12 protein-coding genes are annotated in these 14,782 nt (G+C 53.3%); 2 read left to right on the top strand and 10 right to left on the bottom strand.

The window, feature by feature from the left end:
• Positions 1-189: 189 nt before the first annotated feature.
• The 5 genes from RO22_RS10865 to RO22_RS10845 form a co-directional block, all read right to left on the bottom strand.
• Entirely contained in the window at positions 190-1,827 is a 1,638-nt protein-coding gene (locus RO22_RS10865) for a BCCT family transporter (protein ID WP_009288362.1), read from the bottom strand.
• 40 nt (positions 1,828-1,867) lie between these two features.
• Positions 1,868-2,290 carry a universal stress protein gene (locus RO22_RS10860; protein WP_027958618.1) on the bottom strand — a complete coding sequence of 141 codons (423 nt, stop codon included), beginning with the start codon at positions 2,288-2,290 and terminating at the stop codon, positions 1,868-1,870.
• A gap of 155 nt (positions 2,291-2,445) precedes the next feature.
• The gene (locus RO22_RS10855; RefSeq protein ID WP_009288361.1) at positions 2,446-3,321 is read right to left on the bottom strand and encodes a glycine betaine ABC transporter substrate-binding protein; all 876 of its coding nucleotides are present in this window, start codon (positions 3,319-3,321) and stop codon (positions 2,446-2,448) included.
• A gap of 167 nt (positions 3,322-3,488) precedes the next feature.
• Positions 3,489-4,319 carry an ABC transporter permease gene (locus RO22_RS10850; protein WP_009288360.1) on the bottom strand — a complete coding sequence of 277 codons (831 nt, stop codon included), beginning with the start codon at positions 4,317-4,319 and terminating at the stop codon, positions 3,489-3,491.
• Positions 4,319-5,521 carry a glycine betaine/L-proline ABC transporter ATP-binding protein gene (locus tag RO22_RS10845; protein ID WP_009288359.1) on the bottom strand — a complete coding sequence of 401 codons (1,203 nt, stop codon included), beginning with the start codon at positions 5,519-5,521 and terminating at the stop codon, positions 4,319-4,321. The genes RO22_RS10850 and RO22_RS10845 overlap by 1 nt, the downstream gene beginning before the upstream one ends.
• Positions 5,522-5,917: 396 nt before the next feature.
• Here RO22_RS10845 and RO22_RS10840 point away from each other — a divergent pair, with 396 nt between their 5' ends.
• Entirely contained in the window at positions 5,918-6,355 is a 438-nt protein-coding gene (locus RO22_RS10840) for a hypothetical protein (protein ID WP_035538192.1), read from the top strand.
• A 161-nt stretch (positions 6,356-6,516) separates the two neighbouring features.
• Here RO22_RS10840 and RO22_RS10835 read toward each other — a convergent pair whose 3' ends face one another.
• From RO22_RS10835 to RO22_RS10815, 5 genes are all read right to left on the bottom strand, one after another.
• Positions 6,517-7,917 (bottom strand): sigma-54-dependent transcriptional regulator, encoded by a 1,401-nt coding sequence (locus tag RO22_RS10835; RefSeq protein WP_027958616.1) that lies wholly within the window; start codon positions 7,915-7,917, stop codon positions 6,517-6,519.
• An 11-nt stretch (positions 7,918-7,928) separates the two neighbouring features.
• Complete coding sequence (locus RO22_RS10830; protein WP_022522398.1) at positions 7,929-9,374, bottom strand: ATP-binding protein; 1,446 nt, start codon at positions 9,372-9,374, stop codon at positions 7,929-7,931.
• 50 nt (positions 9,375-9,424) lie between these two features.
• Positions 9,425-10,639: a PQQ-dependent sugar dehydrogenase gene (locus tag RO22_RS10825; protein ID WP_411906307.1), complete on the bottom strand. Its 1,215-nt coding sequence runs from the start codon at positions 10,637-10,639 to the stop codon at positions 9,425-9,427.
• A 56-nt stretch (positions 10,640-10,695) separates the two neighbouring features.
• Positions 10,696-11,571 carry an AEC family transporter gene (locus RO22_RS10820; protein ID WP_027958614.1) on the bottom strand — a complete coding sequence of 292 codons (876 nt, stop codon included), beginning with the start codon at positions 11,569-11,571 and terminating at the stop codon, positions 10,696-10,698.
• A gap of 78 nt (positions 11,572-11,649) precedes the next feature.
• Positions 11,650-12,564 (bottom strand): LysR family transcriptional regulator, encoded by a 915-nt coding sequence (locus tag RO22_RS10815; RefSeq protein WP_035538178.1) that lies wholly within the window; start codon positions 12,562-12,564, stop codon positions 11,650-11,652.
• Positions 12,565-12,778: 214 nt separating this feature from the next.
• Between RO22_RS10815 and RO22_RS10810 the strand changes: the two genes are divergently transcribed.
• Positions 12,779-14,743, top strand: a complete 1,965-nt coding sequence (locus RO22_RS10810; RefSeq protein ID WP_027958613.1) for a ligand-gated channel protein — start codon at positions 12,779-12,781, stop codon at positions 14,741-14,743.
• Positions 14,744-14,782: the final 39 nt, after the last annotated feature.

The following is a 14,782-nucleotide window of genomic DNA, read 5'->3' as shown; positions in this document are numbered from 1 at the left end:
TAGCGTTGCACTACTAGTAACTTGAACGCTTCATTATGTTTCGTCATGAAAAACACCCCAATCGTTGGATGAGCGTCCAACTTTTGGGGTGCAGTTCATTGGGTTGCCCGTTTACTAGCTAAATTTGAACAGTACCAGCAAGCTTTAAACTTATGATTGGTTTAAAACCATGGTCGGTTCAAAGCATCGCTAGACGGCTTTAGGTTCGCTCATCAACCCCTTGATAATGGCATAGCAGGCCACTAGCAGAATGATGGTGAACGGGAAACCGGTAGAAACAGCCATGGTTTGCAGCGCTGTCAGGCCACCGCCTAGCAGTAGCGCAATGGCAATCGCGCCTTCGATGATCGCCCAGAAAACGCGCTGTGGCGTCGGTGCATCGACCTTACCGCCAGCGGTGATGGAGTCAATCACCAACGAGCCAGAGTCAGACGACGTCACGAAGAACACGATGACTAGCACAATGGCCACGAATGAGGTGATTTGTGATAACGGCAGCTGCTCGAGCATTATGAATAGCTGCAGATCAACGCCTGCATCGCGAACGGCCTCAATGCCTTGGCTGACGTACTGATCAATGGCTGTGCCACCAAACGTGGTCATCCATAGTACTGATACAGTGGACGGCACCAGCATCACCGAGACCAGAAATTCACGCACTGTACGACCGCGGGATACCCGCGCAATAAACATACCGACATACGGAGACCAGGAGATCCACCAGGCCCAGTAGAAGGCTGTCCAGCCCTGGCTGAAGTTGGCATCTTCACGACCAAAAGGATTCGATAACGCAGGTAGATGAACCGCATAGTTCCAAAGGTTTTCAAAGAAGCCCGTGGCAATCATCAGGGTAGGGCCAACAGCAATCACAAAGAAAAGTAGCATTGCCGCAAGAATAATATTGATTTTGGAGAGCAGCTGTACGCCCTTATCAACGCCTGCCACGATTGAGCCGATGGCGATCATCGTAATACCGATGATCAACAGGATCATGGTGATATCACTTTCCGGCGCACCAAACAGGTAAGTGAGTCCTGCTGCTGCTTGGGTTGCCCCTAAACCAAGGGACGTAGCCAAACCAAATAAAGTGGCAAACACTGCCAAAATATCAATCACGTGGCCTGGCCAGCCCCATACGCGCTCACCCAAAATGGGGTAGAACACAGAACGCATGGATAGCGGCAGGCCCTTATTGAACGAAAACAGTGCCAGTGAAAGCGCCACTACAGCGTAAATTGCCCAGGGGTGCAGGCCCCAGTGGAAGATGGTTGCGGCCATAGCTAACGCTTCAGCACCGGCAGCATTGCCTTCCGCACCCGCAAGCGGCGCCCAGCTGCCACCGTCAAATGAAGTGCCAAAGTGCGTCAGCGGTTCGTTAACGCCGAAAAACATCAAGCCAATGCCCATGCCTGCGGCAAATAGCATTGAAAACCAACCCATATAGGTAAAATCAGGCTTGGCATCGGCGCCACCAATGCGGATTTTACCTAAAGGAGAGAAGATCAGACCAATGCACAAAATGACGAATATATTCGCCGCTAGAATAAAGAACCAAGACAGATTTCCGGTCAAGAAATCGAAAATGTTTTGATAAATCGGTGCGACGGTCTCTTGCAGTGCCAGAGTTAACACCACAAATAGCAGCACGATAACGGCCGATATACTGAACACCTTACCGTGCAGGTCAAGATTGAGACCCATAGTATTCGTGGTGATGTTGTCTTGGCCGATAACGTAATCGGTATCGATCAGGTTAGCCGGGCCATCTGGGGCGGGTATACCCTCAGAGACCGGCTCATCAGGCTCATTTTTCGGTGTTTTGTCCATAAGTTTACTCCCTTAATTATTTTAAAAACGAAAGGCGGTTTTATTGAGCCAGACGAATTAAGAAGACAGAGGCGTTTGTGTGGGTTGCTACTTTGCCACCATGCGAAGGCATGACAATATCCAAATGCCGCGGCAGATGAGTTGCCATCATTACTAAGTCAGCCCCTACTTCGTCAATAGCTTTCTCAAGCAGTGTGTCGATATTCGCCATAGGGTCTGTTGAGCTATATACCTTGCTGCTTACCGGTTGGCCATGAACCTTATGTCGCTCTTGCGCAAAAGCCTCGAGCTTTTGCGCATACTCCTGGGGAGTGCGGGCGACGCTTGTGGGTGTATTGGCCGTGACGCTGACATAGGTGATATGGGCGTCATATTGTTTGGCAAGGTCGGCTACAACGCTTAACGCGGGTTCAAGTGCTTCAAGGTGGGCAAGGTCTACCGGCACCATAATGTTATTAAACATGCCAAGCTCCCGAAATGACCTGTCACACTATCAAACTGCTTATAGTAGTGTGCTCATAACAATAGGTTGTACAAACTTAAGCAGTTGGGCTGGGGCTTACGAAAGCCCCAGCCCAACCATTGCTAACAAATACAACTTACCTAATCAAAATGGCATTAGCTATCGAGCCATTCTGCTACTACATCTTGGTTATCTTCAACCCACTGCTTCGCGTTCTCATAGGGGTCACTGCCATCTTCCTGGTTCATCAGCATGACCTCGCCCATCTGCTCAGGCGTCCACTCGAAAGCGTCGAGAATGGCATAGGCTCCTGGCATGTCGTCTTCCAGGCCTTGGCGAACTGCGGTGTGAATCTGCTCTGCACCGCCATAGACGTTTTCAGGGTCTTCTAGATATTTGAGATCAAAGCGGGCAAACATCCAGTGGGGCGTCCAGCCAGTAACAACGACATCTTCCTCGTTATTAATTGCACTCGACAGTGCCGCCGTCATGGTGGCACCGCTGCCACTACGCAGATTCAGCTCAAGGTCATAGGTATCCACAACCTCTTCGGTGAGGCTCATTAAACCTGCACCAGGGTCAATACCGATGATCTCGCCGTTAAAGCTGTCGGCGTTATCGTTAAGGTCTGCAATCGAGTCGACGTCAGTATACTCTGGAACCACAAGGCCCAGCTTGGTGCCGTCCAGGTTGGGGCCAAGGTCTTCAATACTATCGCCCAGGCGTTCCATGTAATCGGCGTGAGTGGTTGGCAACCAAGCAGCGACGATGGCATCCGCATCGCCAGTGGAGAGCGCCTGGAACATAGCCGCCGCTGAGAGTGAGGTTAGCTCGACGTCATAGCCCGCTTGCTCAAGTACTGCAGCGACCACGTTAGTTGAAGCGACTTCGGAAGACCACTCTACGTAGGCCAGGTTAACCATGCCTTTCTCTTCTTCAGCCTGCGCCGCGCTGCTGACGGTCACACCAGCACCTGCTAGCAGTGCCAGCGAAGCAAGACGGATACGGAGGTTCAATGTGCGATGTTTCATTCACTTTCTCCCTTGTGTATTAAAATATAAATGTACTGGTTATTAACGTGCATGATGCTTAACGAGCACGGTTGCTGCAAAACACAGCATGGTAAGCAAAGAGCGACTTAGCAAGCTAATGGCTCAACGCAGCCGCTTCTGCTGTTTTACTCTATCGCGCGTTTTCGCTATTGCCGGGTTTTTCTAAGCGATTGCGTCAGGCGGTCAAGCAGCATGGCCAGGATGACCACCGCGATGCCTGCTTCAAAGCCGTCGCCAGGGCGCAAGCGTTGAATTGCGCGCCATACTTCGCTGCCCAAACCATCTGCACCAATCATGGCTGCGATGACTACCATGGAGAGAGCGAGCATTATCGTTTGGTTGATACCTGCCATTACTGTGGGCAATGACAGCGGTAGCTGTACTTTGAATAACTTCTGGCCACGGGTGGCACCGTAGGCATCGGCGGCCTCAATCAGCTCCACCGGTACTTGACGAATACCCAGAGTGGTAAAACGAATAGCCGGGGGCATCGAGAAGATCACCGTGGCAAAAATCGCCGACACCGAGCCAATACCGAAAAATGGAATGGCTGGGATCAAATAGACGAACGCTGGCATGGTCTGCATAAAGTCGAGAATTGGCATAATGACCCGGTAAAGCCGGTTAGACAGCGCCGCGGCAATACCCACAGGTAACGCGATGACAACTGCCACCATGGTAGCGAACACTACCAGCGTGAGCGTTTCAATCATCGGGTTCCAGAGCCCCAGGTTCCAGATCAGTGCCAAGCCCGCAGCAGCGCCTATGGCTAGGCGAGTGCCCGCCAGCTTCCAGCAGAGCAGGGCGATCAAGCCAAGCAGCGCCCACTCGGGTAACCACATCAAGCCGTCATTTAAAACATCGATACCGGTTTGAGTGAAACGAGAGATGCCGCGGGTAACCAAAGAGTATTCGCTGGTCAACCAAGTCAGGCCGCCTTCAATCCAATCACCTAGCGGGATGCGTGGGATATCCATTATTGCTCTCCTGCTCGTGCCAGTTCGTCGAGTACTGCGCCTTTAACCACCACGCCTAGCAGTTGCTCTTGCTTATCAATAACGGCGATAGGGAAACTCTTTTCACTAAACATGGCAAACAGGTTATGCAGTGGCTCATCCATGGGGACTTTGCGGAAATCCTGGGTTAAGTAGGGAATAATCGAATCAGCACCCTCTTCAATGGCCCGGCTGGCGGCATCGGCCTCGAGTAGCCCGATAAGGCGGCGGTTGCGATCAACCACATAAATAGAGTCGATAGCATGGTCGCGCATGCGGTGTAGCGCCGTGCGTGGGCCATCGCTTTCCCGAGCTGTGGAGCGCAGTGGCCGCATGGCGCTCTCGGCGGTCAAGATACGTGCCCGGTCAACGCCTTCGATAAAGCGACGCACGTAGTCATCCGCAGGCTTGGTCAGAATCTCTTCCGGCGTGCCGATCTGCACCACTTCGCCATCTTTCAGCAACACGATACGGTCGCCAATGTTGAGCGCCTCATCCAGATCGTGGGTGATGAAGACCGTGGTTTTTTGCATTTTGGATTGCAGCTGCAAAAGCTCTTGCTGCATGTCTTTGCGAATTAGCGGGTCAAGTGCTGAGAAAGCTTCATCCATTAACAGTACGGTGGCATCGTTTGCCAGAGCACGGGCGAGGCCAACGCGCTGCTGCATACCGCCGGAAAGTTGATTCGGGTAGGCGTCTTCCCAGCCCTCCAGGCCCACTTGCTTAAGCGCATCATGGGCAATTTTATGGCGCTCTGTTTTCTCTACGCCGCGAATTTCCAAACCGAACTCGGCATTTTGCTGCACAGTGCGGTGGGGAAATAGCGCGAAATTTTGAAATACCATAGAGAAGTGACGGCGGCGGCACTCCAGTAACGCTTTCTCTTTTAGCGTCGGGATGTTTTCGCCGTCGATAATGATCTCACCTTCGGTGGTCTCAATTAGACGGTTAAGACAACGGATCAAGGTCGATTTGCCTGACCCCGAGAGACCCATGATGACCAGCAGTTCGCCTTCATAGACATCAAACGAAATATTGGATAGCCCCAGCGTCTGGCCGGATTTCTCCAGAATTTCGGGGCGCTTCATTCCTTGATCACGTAGCTCAATGGCTTTTTGTGGGTGCTTACCAAAGACTTTGCTTAATCCGCGCACTTTAATTTTGACGGGTCGTGTCTCGTCCATCGGCGATGCCTTTTTGTTGAGCTGAATGGGCGTGTGTCGTTATTGCGCCATTCATAAAGAAATAAGAGCTTGAGTCGGATAATTTATTAAAAATTATTATACATAGGTGGGGCCTGTGTGTCACAACGGCTCGCTCAACGGGGCAATTAACGCTACATGTGTCATTTTTTACCCACTCGCGCGGGCTGCCTATAAGTACATAATGGCATTGCTAATGTTTTATAAGACATTGATTATTAATTGTTTATATTGGTTTTTTATGTTTTTGGCACGTAAAGTGATTGTAGTTTAAGTAGAGTGTTGTGAATAACTTGTATGCGTGTACGGAAAGCTGACTGTCGATTTTTCCAGTGAAATGTTTAGAAACAAGCAGCGTAAGTAATGGAGGTGGGTATTATGGATAAGCAACACGACCACATTGAGAGCAAGCAAATTTCCAATCGCCCACGCTGGTTAACGCTGTGCATGATGGCGACAGCGGCAAGTGTAATTGTGTTAGCTGGTTGCGGTGATAACGAAGAAACAGCGCCACCTGCTGAAGAGCCTTCACCATTAGAGCAGGATGCCACCACTCAGCCGGAACCGGGTATGAGTGAAGAGTCAGCGATGGAGCAGGATCCAGGCTTAAGTGAAGAGCCAGCAGCAGAAAACAGCATGACGCAATCTGAAGAAACGATGTCAGAAGATCCTATGTCAGAAGAGTCCATGCCGGATGACACCATGGACGAGCCCGCAGAGGGCACTATGAACCCTGACGACGAGCCTGGCTTTGGTGAAGGAACCGAACCTATGCCTGGCGCTGAGGAAGAGGATGAAAATTCGACCAGTAACTAGTCTTTAGCAAGTGTACCGCTCCCTACGATGGTAAATCGCCTCAGCTGTTTGTTCCCTGCGGCTGCTCCACACGATTTGCCATCCTTTCCGCCCCCGCGCCCGCGGGGGTTTTTTTGTTTGCTTTCTAGCTAGCGCATCCCGCCTTATCAGTATCCTGGTAGTTACTCTTCACTGTCTTCCAGGCGGCGATAGAGCGTCCGACGAGCAATGCCCAGCACTTCTGCGGTGCGTCGTTTGTTGCCACCCGTTGCTTCTAATACCTTGTTAATATAGCGCTTTTCAACTTCTTCTAGGCTAGGCCAGCGGATTGGCGTTGCCGAGGGCACCTGGCTCCCTGCCAGCACTTCGCCACTGACGGTAGGCACCAGTGGGGTACCGCTTTCCACCGTTGATTGTTCGCGCAGCCGTTCGGGCAGATCTTTATGGCTGAGCGAGCCATCTTCGCTCAGGGTAACTGCCCGCATGATGGCGTTTTCCAGTTCGCGAACGTTACCGGGATAGGCATAGTTGAGCAGGTTGTTGAGCGCTTCTGGCTCGATTTGCTCGATCTGCTTGCCCTGGGCCTCGGAGTGCTTGTCGATAAGGGCAAAAACAAGGTGTTCAATATCGGTACCGCGCTCGCGTAGCGGGGGAATGCGCAGCGAGAACGTTTCCAAACGGTAGAACAAGTCGCTGCGGAAATTCTCCTGCTCGATTTCCTTCTCCAGGTTGCGGTGAGTTGCAGCGATGATGCGGACATCTACTGGCTCTTCGCGCTCGCCGCCCACTGGGCGCACGGTTTTCTCCTGCAAGGCCCGCAGTAGTTTAGCCTGCAGATTGATGGGCATTTCACCAATCTCATCTAAAAACAGGCTGCCGCCCTGAGCGCTTTGAAAGAGCCCTTTGCGCGCCTCATTAGCCCCGGTAAAGGCGCCTTTTACATGACCAAAGAACTCACTCTCCATCAAATCTGCGGGAATGCTCGCACAGTTAACCGGCACAAAGGGTTGGTCATTGCGAGGGCTTTCCTGGTGAATGGCGCGGGCGAGTAACTCTTTGCCGGTACCGCTTTCCCCTAAGATCAAAATGGGGGCATCGCTTTTGGCAAGGCGGGAGGCGTCATGAAACAGTGTCTGCATGACCTGGCTTTTACCCACAATGCCGTGGAAATGGCTGATATCCGTGTCGTGGAAAACCGCCAGGCGTTGGCGTTCCAGCACACGAAATACGGCATCGCGGATGGCATCAAGGTCTAACGGCTTGGTTAAAAAGTCGTCAGCCCCTAGCTTAAGTGCCTCAACCGCCTGATCGATGGTACCGAAAGCGGTAATCACAATAATGCCCAGCTCACTGCCTGCTTGGCGGAGCTGCTGGAGTAGCTGAATGCCGGTCATACCCGGCAGTCGCACGTCGGTAATTACCAGTGAGACGGTGGTGTGGCTTAGTAAGGCGATCGCCTCTTCAGCGCTAGGTACGCCGAGCGTCGTGTAGCCTGCATCCTGCAGTTCTTCTTCTAATAACTCACGTATAGCGGCGTCATCTTCAACCACCAACAAAGGTAAAAGGGGATCCTGTTGGGTCACAAACGTTGTCCTCACGCGGATGCGGTTTCACTAATAGGTAGTGTGATTTCAAATCCAGCGCCGCCAAGGGCGCTGTCAAACACGCCGATCGTACCGCCGTGGTCGTTAATAATGCGATGTACCATAGAGAGTCCCAAACCGCTGCCTTGACCGACCGGTTTGGTGGTGAAAAATGGGTCGAACACTTTGTGATGATGGGCACTGGGTATCCCTGGGCCATCATCTTCCACCCACAGTATTAATTCGTGCTCTTGCTGCTGGGCGCGCACTCGAATTCTGTTCACTTCGGGGGCTTGCGCTGCATTGCGCAGCAAATTGGTCAGCACCTGCACAATTTGTTGGCCGTTGGCGAGTAAGTTGGGTGTCGGCGACGGTAATTCAATGTCTAAACGAATATTGCGTGGCTCCAGCTCGTCTTCAACCAAATCGCTGGCATTCATAATAAGCTGATCAAGCGCCAGTTCGCCTTTCTCTACGTTATGTTGGCGGCCTAATTCCATCAACTGGCGCACAATTTCAACGATGCGCTCGACTTCGCCACGAATACGCCCTAGTCGTGCGCGTTCGTCATCGCCAATCACATCGCGGCGAGCCAAACGCTGGGCCTGGCCATTGATCACCGTTAACGGCGCACCTATCTCATGGGCAACGCCGGCTGCCAATACGCCCAGTTCAGCCAGCTTTTTCGATTTGCGCAGGCGCTTTTCAAGCTCAATTTCGCGCCGTTGGCGATTTTCGATCTCTTGGTCTTTTTCGGCCATCGCATCCAGCATGCCATTCAAACCGGAGGCAAGGTGGCGATATTCGATAGGGCCGTCTTCGGTGGCGCGTTGGCTGCGGTCACCTTTTTCTACCAACTGCATTACGTGCAGCAGCCGGTTAAGCGGGCGCTCGATATGGCGGCGAAACCCCCACCAAATACTAAACACGATTCCGGCGGCGCCAATCACAAACACCAACACGGCCACAATACTGATAAAACCCGTGTAGTTCTCAATACCGGTATTTAGCCGATTAACCTGCAGTACCCCATATACAGTGCCATCTTGTGAGCGCAAGGGTGTCAATGCAGAGTAGTAATTCCATCCATCGTGTTGGCGATAGTTGCTATATAAGTCATCGCGCTCAATGATTTGTTGAATCTCTTCACGGCTGAAAATATCTTTGCCTAGGCCCAGCCCGTAAATATCGCGACCTTGGGTATCGAATACATAGGCCCCGTAAATTCGATGGAAGGAGAACGCCGACTGTAGCGCTTCTTCAAGCGGCGTGTTGCTATCTGGCGTAACCGCGTAGCTGAGCGACGAGCTCAGCGTCCGGGTAATAATCTCAACTTCCGTTTGTAGCTTTGAGCGTACGTTATCTTCGAGCGACTTGATTGCCACTAAGCTAAAAACCACCAGGATGACAAACAGCGGCACAATCACAGTCAAAATAATCAAATTGCGTAGTCGCATGGGGCATCCATGGTGGTTTTAATACGTTTTAATATCAGCCAGTGAAAGCGCTACTGGTTCGTTGGCGCTAGGCGGTACAAGCCGCCCTGGGGGGCGTCAGTGAGTAAGTAAATGGCATCATCAGGGCCTTGGCGAACATCGCGAATGCGACCCACTTCGCCTTGTAAAATCAGCTCTTCCTCGGCGACACGGCCCTCTTCCAAGCGCAGGCGCAACAGCTTCTCGCTACCTAGCCCACCGGCTAATAAGTTGCCTTGCCACTCACCAAAGGCGTCGCTAGTCACTTCGGCAAGCCCGGCGGGGGCGAAGCGGCCTTCAAATACATACACTGGGTCAACCATGCCGGGGAGCGAATCTTCGCCAATCGGCTCGTTGGTTGCATAGTCATTGCCCTGGCTGACCTTTGGCCAGCCATAATTATTGCCCGCTTCGATATGATTCAGCTCGTCGCCGGTGCGGGGGCCATGCTCTGACGCCCAGGCTTCGCCGTTACTGAGCACGGCCATGCCTTGAATATTGCGATTACCCATGGAGTAAATTTCATCCAGGGTGGTGTCATCACCAACGAAAGGGTTGTCATCGGGAACGCCACCAGTAGCGGTAAGGCGCAGGGTAGAGCCCGCGTGGTCATCGCTTGCCTGGGCGCGGGGCGGTTCACTGCCGCGATCCCCAAGACTCATTAGCAGGGTACCGTCGGGCAGCCACGCCAACCGCGAGCCGTAATGGCGGCCCGGCCCAGAGGCGCGATCTTGTTCAAACAAGTGTTCGACCTCTCCTAGCTGGGCATTGTGCCATTTTATTCGCGATAATGCTGAACGGCTGTTATTGCCCTCGGGCTTGCTCCAGGTGAAATAGATCCAGTCGTTATCACCCTCGCCATTTCCGCCTTCAAAATCAGGATGTAACGCTACGTCTAGCAAACCGCCCTGGCCCTGAGTACTCACTTCGGGCATGCCTTCCAACGTACTGGCTTCACCGCTTTCGGGGTCGACAAGTTTCAGTTGCCCGCTGCGTTCGCTCACCAAGTAGCGGCCATCGGGTAAAAACGCCACCGCCCAAGGGTGCTCAAAACCATCGGCGATACGCTCAATGGAAAGGTTTAAATGGTCGGTTTCCAGCGATTCCTGGACGATTTCCGCATTTGCCGTGTTAATAGCGCCCGCCAGCACTAGTCCACTGATCCTTGCCCAAGCCCCAGGGGGCAGTGGGCGTTGGGTATGGTTGTTCATGTGAAGCATAGCGTGCCCTCTGGTGACGTTAATCATTGGCATCCTTGCCAGTAGTCTAGCAGTGACCTTTTAGTCACGTGTGGGTTCCACTATTACATGAGCAGGGCGAGTAGCACGGGTAGGTAAAACAGCGCTAACAACGTTGAGCAGAAGACCAAACTGGCGACATAAACGGGTTCGCGCTGGGCACGCTGAGCAAAGAGATAATTGAATACCGCCACCGGCATACACATTTGCAGCACTAAAATGCTCTGTGCCAGTGGCGGAAGGCCCACCCAGCCAGCGATCAACCAGGCGACCATGGCAGCGAGGGGCACGCGCACCAGGCTAAATCCGAGCCCTGAACGCAGGTTCTTCACCTGAATGCTGGCTAGCGATACGCCCAGAGTAATGAGCATGAGCGGTACCGTGAACCCTGACATTAAGTCCACCGTATTCGCCAACCAGGGCGGCAGGGAAGTGTCCGTCAGCAGCAGCGCCATGGAAATCGCAATAGCGTAAACCGTGGGCGTTTTGGCAAGCGTTTTGAGCGGGTTGCCCTGGCTATTAAGCACCGCGCCTAAGGTGAACTGAAACAGCGAGACAGTCACCATCACCGTGATGCCGTAGGCAAACCCGGCACTGCCAAAGGCGTAAAGCACCACCGGTAAGCCCATATTGCCGGTGTTGGGGTACATCATGGGGGCAAGCAGCACTCGCCAACTGCGGCGCAACAGTTTTGCCACCACAAAAGTAGCGGCCCCCATGGTGATAATCACCAGCGCGGCGGCCAACATCGTCTGGCCAAAGGTGGTGGCATCGATATCGGCACCCGCCAGGGATGCTAATACCAGTGAGGGTGTGCCAATGTTAAACACTAGCCGGGTAATGAAGTCGACCGGGTAGGGATGGCCTAGGCGTACCCACAGGTAGCCGAGCCCTGCACCCGCCAGCACGGGCGCCATGACGGCAAAAAGTTCGGCAAGCATTGGCTGTCCTTGGCAATCGTTAGCCGCCCATTGTCGTTAATAAGCGGGCTAACTGGCAAGGCAAACACTCGAATTAACCTAGACGGCGGCGGCTGACGTGCGCCACGGGGCGGGCACCTGGCTGCGTAAAAACTCTAACAGCGCGTGGGTACGGCGTGATTGATGGCCGTAGGCGTAGAGCAACGTGATGGGGAGAGGCACCGGCTCCCAGCCCGGCAGGCAGTTAACCAGTTCGCCTGGATGATGCTGTTCGCGTTTTGCAGTTAACCAGTGTGAGAGCAACCCGATCCCCTGGCTGCGCGCGATGGCATCAATATGCAGGGCAGTAAGGTCTACTCGCAGCCGGGAACGGGGCGGGTTAAAAGCGTACTGGCCATGCTCTTGATGAGTGAGCAGCAGCCCATCAGAGGCAGAACCCAACAGATCTATCCAGGCGTGCTGGTTCAGTTCGTCGGGGTGTTGAGGCGTGCCAGCCGCCGCTAAATAGTGTGGGCTGGCATAAAGCCCGCGGGTTAAATGCCCCAAGCGCTCCTGGTTTAGCCCGCACTCGTGCGTTGGCCCAAGCCAGACATGAACGCTATTGCTGTGCATTTTAGTGGGTGGTGTTTCCCTGGTGTGTAGCGTTAACTCTACCTTGGGGTGGCGGTTTAAGAAGGCATCAATCGTGCCGGGTAACCAGCTGCGTGCCAGGGCACCGTGTACCTCAAGGGTTATTTCGCCGCTAATCTCCTCACGCAGCTCTGCCAGCGCCTCCTGGCTATGGGCCGCCATTGCCAAAAGCTCGGTGCAGTAGTTGTGAAACAGTAACCCCGCCTCGGTAGGAATCAAGCGGTTGGCCTGACGGCGCAGCAGTGGCTGGTTAAGCCGGGTTTCGAGCTGGCTGATACGGCGGCTAAGGGTCGATTTGGCTAATCCGAGCTTTTGAGCGCTGCGAGTCAAACTGCCCGTGGTCATCACATCGGCAAAGGCGGTAAGTTCGTCAAAGTCATACATGGTCAGGCCCACGGAAAAGGGTGAGCGCTAATTGTGCCATTTTTCGGTGCGAATGAAAATAATAGGCATTTGTGTTCCGGTATGCTGAACGTACCGTCTCACCCCAGTGTGCAAAGAGTGTGTAAAAATATTAATGCTAATAATTCGCATTTAATAGAGCGAATGCTGACCCACATTGCTCACACACATTGAACACACTATGAAGGACGAAGTTATGTCTCCCTGTTTGCGCCGAACGCTGCTGGCCAGCGCCATCTCTTCCCTTGCCAGTAGCGCATTATGGGCACAAGAAGCACCCCGTTTAGACGATATGGTGGTCACTGCGTCGGGGTTTGAACAGCAGATTACCAATGCGCCTGCCTCTATCAGTGTGGTTTCCCGGGAAGAGTTAGAGCGGGGCCACTATCAAAGTGTCACCGATGCGCTGCGTGACGTGCCCGGTGTGATTATTACTGGCGGGGGCGCTGGGGATAACGGTCAAGATATCTCCATTCGTGGTATGCCTTCCCAGTACACGCTTATCTTGGTGGATGGGCGCCCGCAGAATTCCCGCGAGTCCCGTCCCAACGGTAGCGCCGGGTTTGAGCAAGACTGGCTACCGCCACTACAGGCCATTGAGCGTATTGAAGTAGTGCGTGGGCCAATGTCGACGCTCTACGGCTCCGATGCAATCGGCGGGGTCATTAACGTGATTACCCGCAAGGTTGCGCAGGAGTGGCACGGTAATGTGCAACTCGACACCATGCTTCAGGAAGACAGCGACTCCGGCGATAGCCGTCAGGCTAATTTTTACCTCAGTGGCCCGCTGGTAGGGGATCGTTTAGGTCTTCAGCTCTATGGTCGCGCCTCTCAGCGCGATGAAGACAATATCCTCAACGGCTATGAAGATAAAAGCCTACAAAGCCTTACCGCACGATTTAGCCTTGCCGCATCAAAAAACCACGACTTCACGTTTGAGGCCGGTATCACGGAGCAGGAGCGCGAATCGCTGGTGGGCAACTCGGCGCCATCAGAGGGCTGTCGCGGTGGTTGTGAGGATAGCTTCAACGACTATACCCATCAGCACGTTGCGCTAACCCACAGTGGCCGCTTCGATTGGGGTACCAGCGAAACCTACCTGCAGCGTGAGCGCAGCGAAAATAAATCGCGGGATATTGAAATCACCAACACCACCGCCAAAACCAGCACGGTCATTCCGCTAGGCATGCATATGGTGACGGTAGGCGCTAACTACGAGGAAGAGTCGCTTGACGATAGTACGACGAATCAATTGCCTGGTTCTGATCGCAGTGAGATTGAGAATAGCCAATGGGCACTCTTTGTTGAAGATGAGTGGATGCTTACCGATTCCTGGGCATTGACCGGCGGTTTACGTGTTGATGATGACGACAATTACGGTAGTCATTTAAGCCCGCGTCTTTACAGCGTGTGGAATATGACGCCTGATTGGACGTTGAAAGGCGGCGTTTCAACCGGTTATCGAGCGCCTAACCTGCGCGAGATTACTCCCGACTGGGGACAGGTCAGCCGTGGTGGCAATATTTACGGTAATCCTGACCTTGAGCCAGAAACCTCGCTCAATAAAGAGCTGGCGCTGTTATATGCTAATGATACCGGGTTGAGCGGCGGTATCACGCTATTCCATAATGATTTCAAAGATAAAATTACCCGTATTGCTTGCCCTATCGATATCTGTACGGATGGCGCTAACGATTATGGTAGCGACCCGACTTACCGCGTCAACGTGGATGAAGCCGTAACCCAGGGCGCCGAGGTCAGTATCACGGCGCCGCTGAACGATGCGCTAGCGCTAACGGCCAGTTACACCTTTACTGATAGCGAGCAAAAAAGCGGTGAGTATGCCGGCGAGCCGCTAACTCAACTGCCACGCCACCAAGTATCGGCCACGCTGAATTGGCAAGCCTCGGCCAAGCTCAGCCAGTGGACAAAAGTGACCTACCGCGGCGAAGAGAGCCAACCGACTACCGGCCCTTCGCAAAGCTCAATCGTGGCCCCTTCCTACACCTTTGTAGATGCAGGTATTGGCTACCAGCTAAATGAATCGACTCAACTGAACGCGGGTATCTACAACCTGTTCGACGAAGCGATTGACTACGACGAGTACGGCTATGTGGAAGATGGCCGCCGGGTTTGGCTAGGTCTCAACGTCGCCTTCTAAACGCTAGGTTCCCGTTATATACGCAATACAGCAGCGGCT

It is taken from the genome of Halomonas sp. KHS3 (assembly GCF_000830495.1).
GTDB lineage: Bacteria > Pseudomonadota > Gammaproteobacteria > Pseudomonadales > Halomonadaceae > Vreelandella > Vreelandella titanicae.
This window is presented reverse-complemented; position numbering and strand designations above follow the sequence as displayed.

Coding starts and splice junctions, on each gene's coding strand:
- RO22_RS10865 (WP_009288362.1), bottom strand. CDS start 1,827: ATGGACAAAACACCGAAAAATGAGCCTGATGAGCCGGTCTCTGAGGGT.
- RO22_RS10860 (WP_027958618.1), bottom strand. CDS start 2,290: ATGTTTAATAACATTATGGTGCCGGTAGACCTTGCCCACCTTGAAGCA.
- RO22_RS10855 (WP_009288361.1), bottom strand. CDS start 3,321: ATGAAACATCGCACATTGAACCTCCGTATCCGTCTTGCTTCGCTGGCA.
- RO22_RS10850 (WP_009288360.1), bottom strand. CDS start 4,319: ATGGATATCCCACGCATCCCGCTAGGTGATTGGATTGAAGGCGGCCTG.
- RO22_RS10845 (WP_009288359.1), bottom strand. CDS start 5,521: ATGGACGAGACACGACCCGTCAAAATTAAAGTGCGCGGATTAAGCAAA.
- RO22_RS10840 (WP_035538192.1), top strand. CDS start 5,918: ATGGATAAGCAACACGACCACATTGAGAGCAAGCAAATTTCCAATCGC.
- RO22_RS10830 (WP_022522398.1), bottom strand. CDS start 9,374: ATGCGACTACGCAATTTGATTATTTTGACTGTGATTGTGCCGCTGTTT.
- RO22_RS10825 (WP_411906307.1), bottom strand. CDS start 10,639: ATGATTAACGTCACCAGAGGGCACGCTATGCTTCACATGAACAACCAT.
- RO22_RS10820 (WP_027958614.1), bottom strand. CDS start 11,571: ATGCTTGCCGAACTTTTTGCCGTCATGGCGCCCGTGCTGGCGGGTGCA.
- RO22_RS10815 (WP_035538178.1), bottom strand. CDS start 12,564: ATGTATGACTTTGACGAACTTACCGCCTTTGCCGATGTGATGACCACG.
- RO22_RS10810 (WP_027958613.1), top strand. CDS start 12,779: ATGTCTCCCTGTTTGCGCCGAACGCTGCTGGCCAGCGCCATCTCTTCC.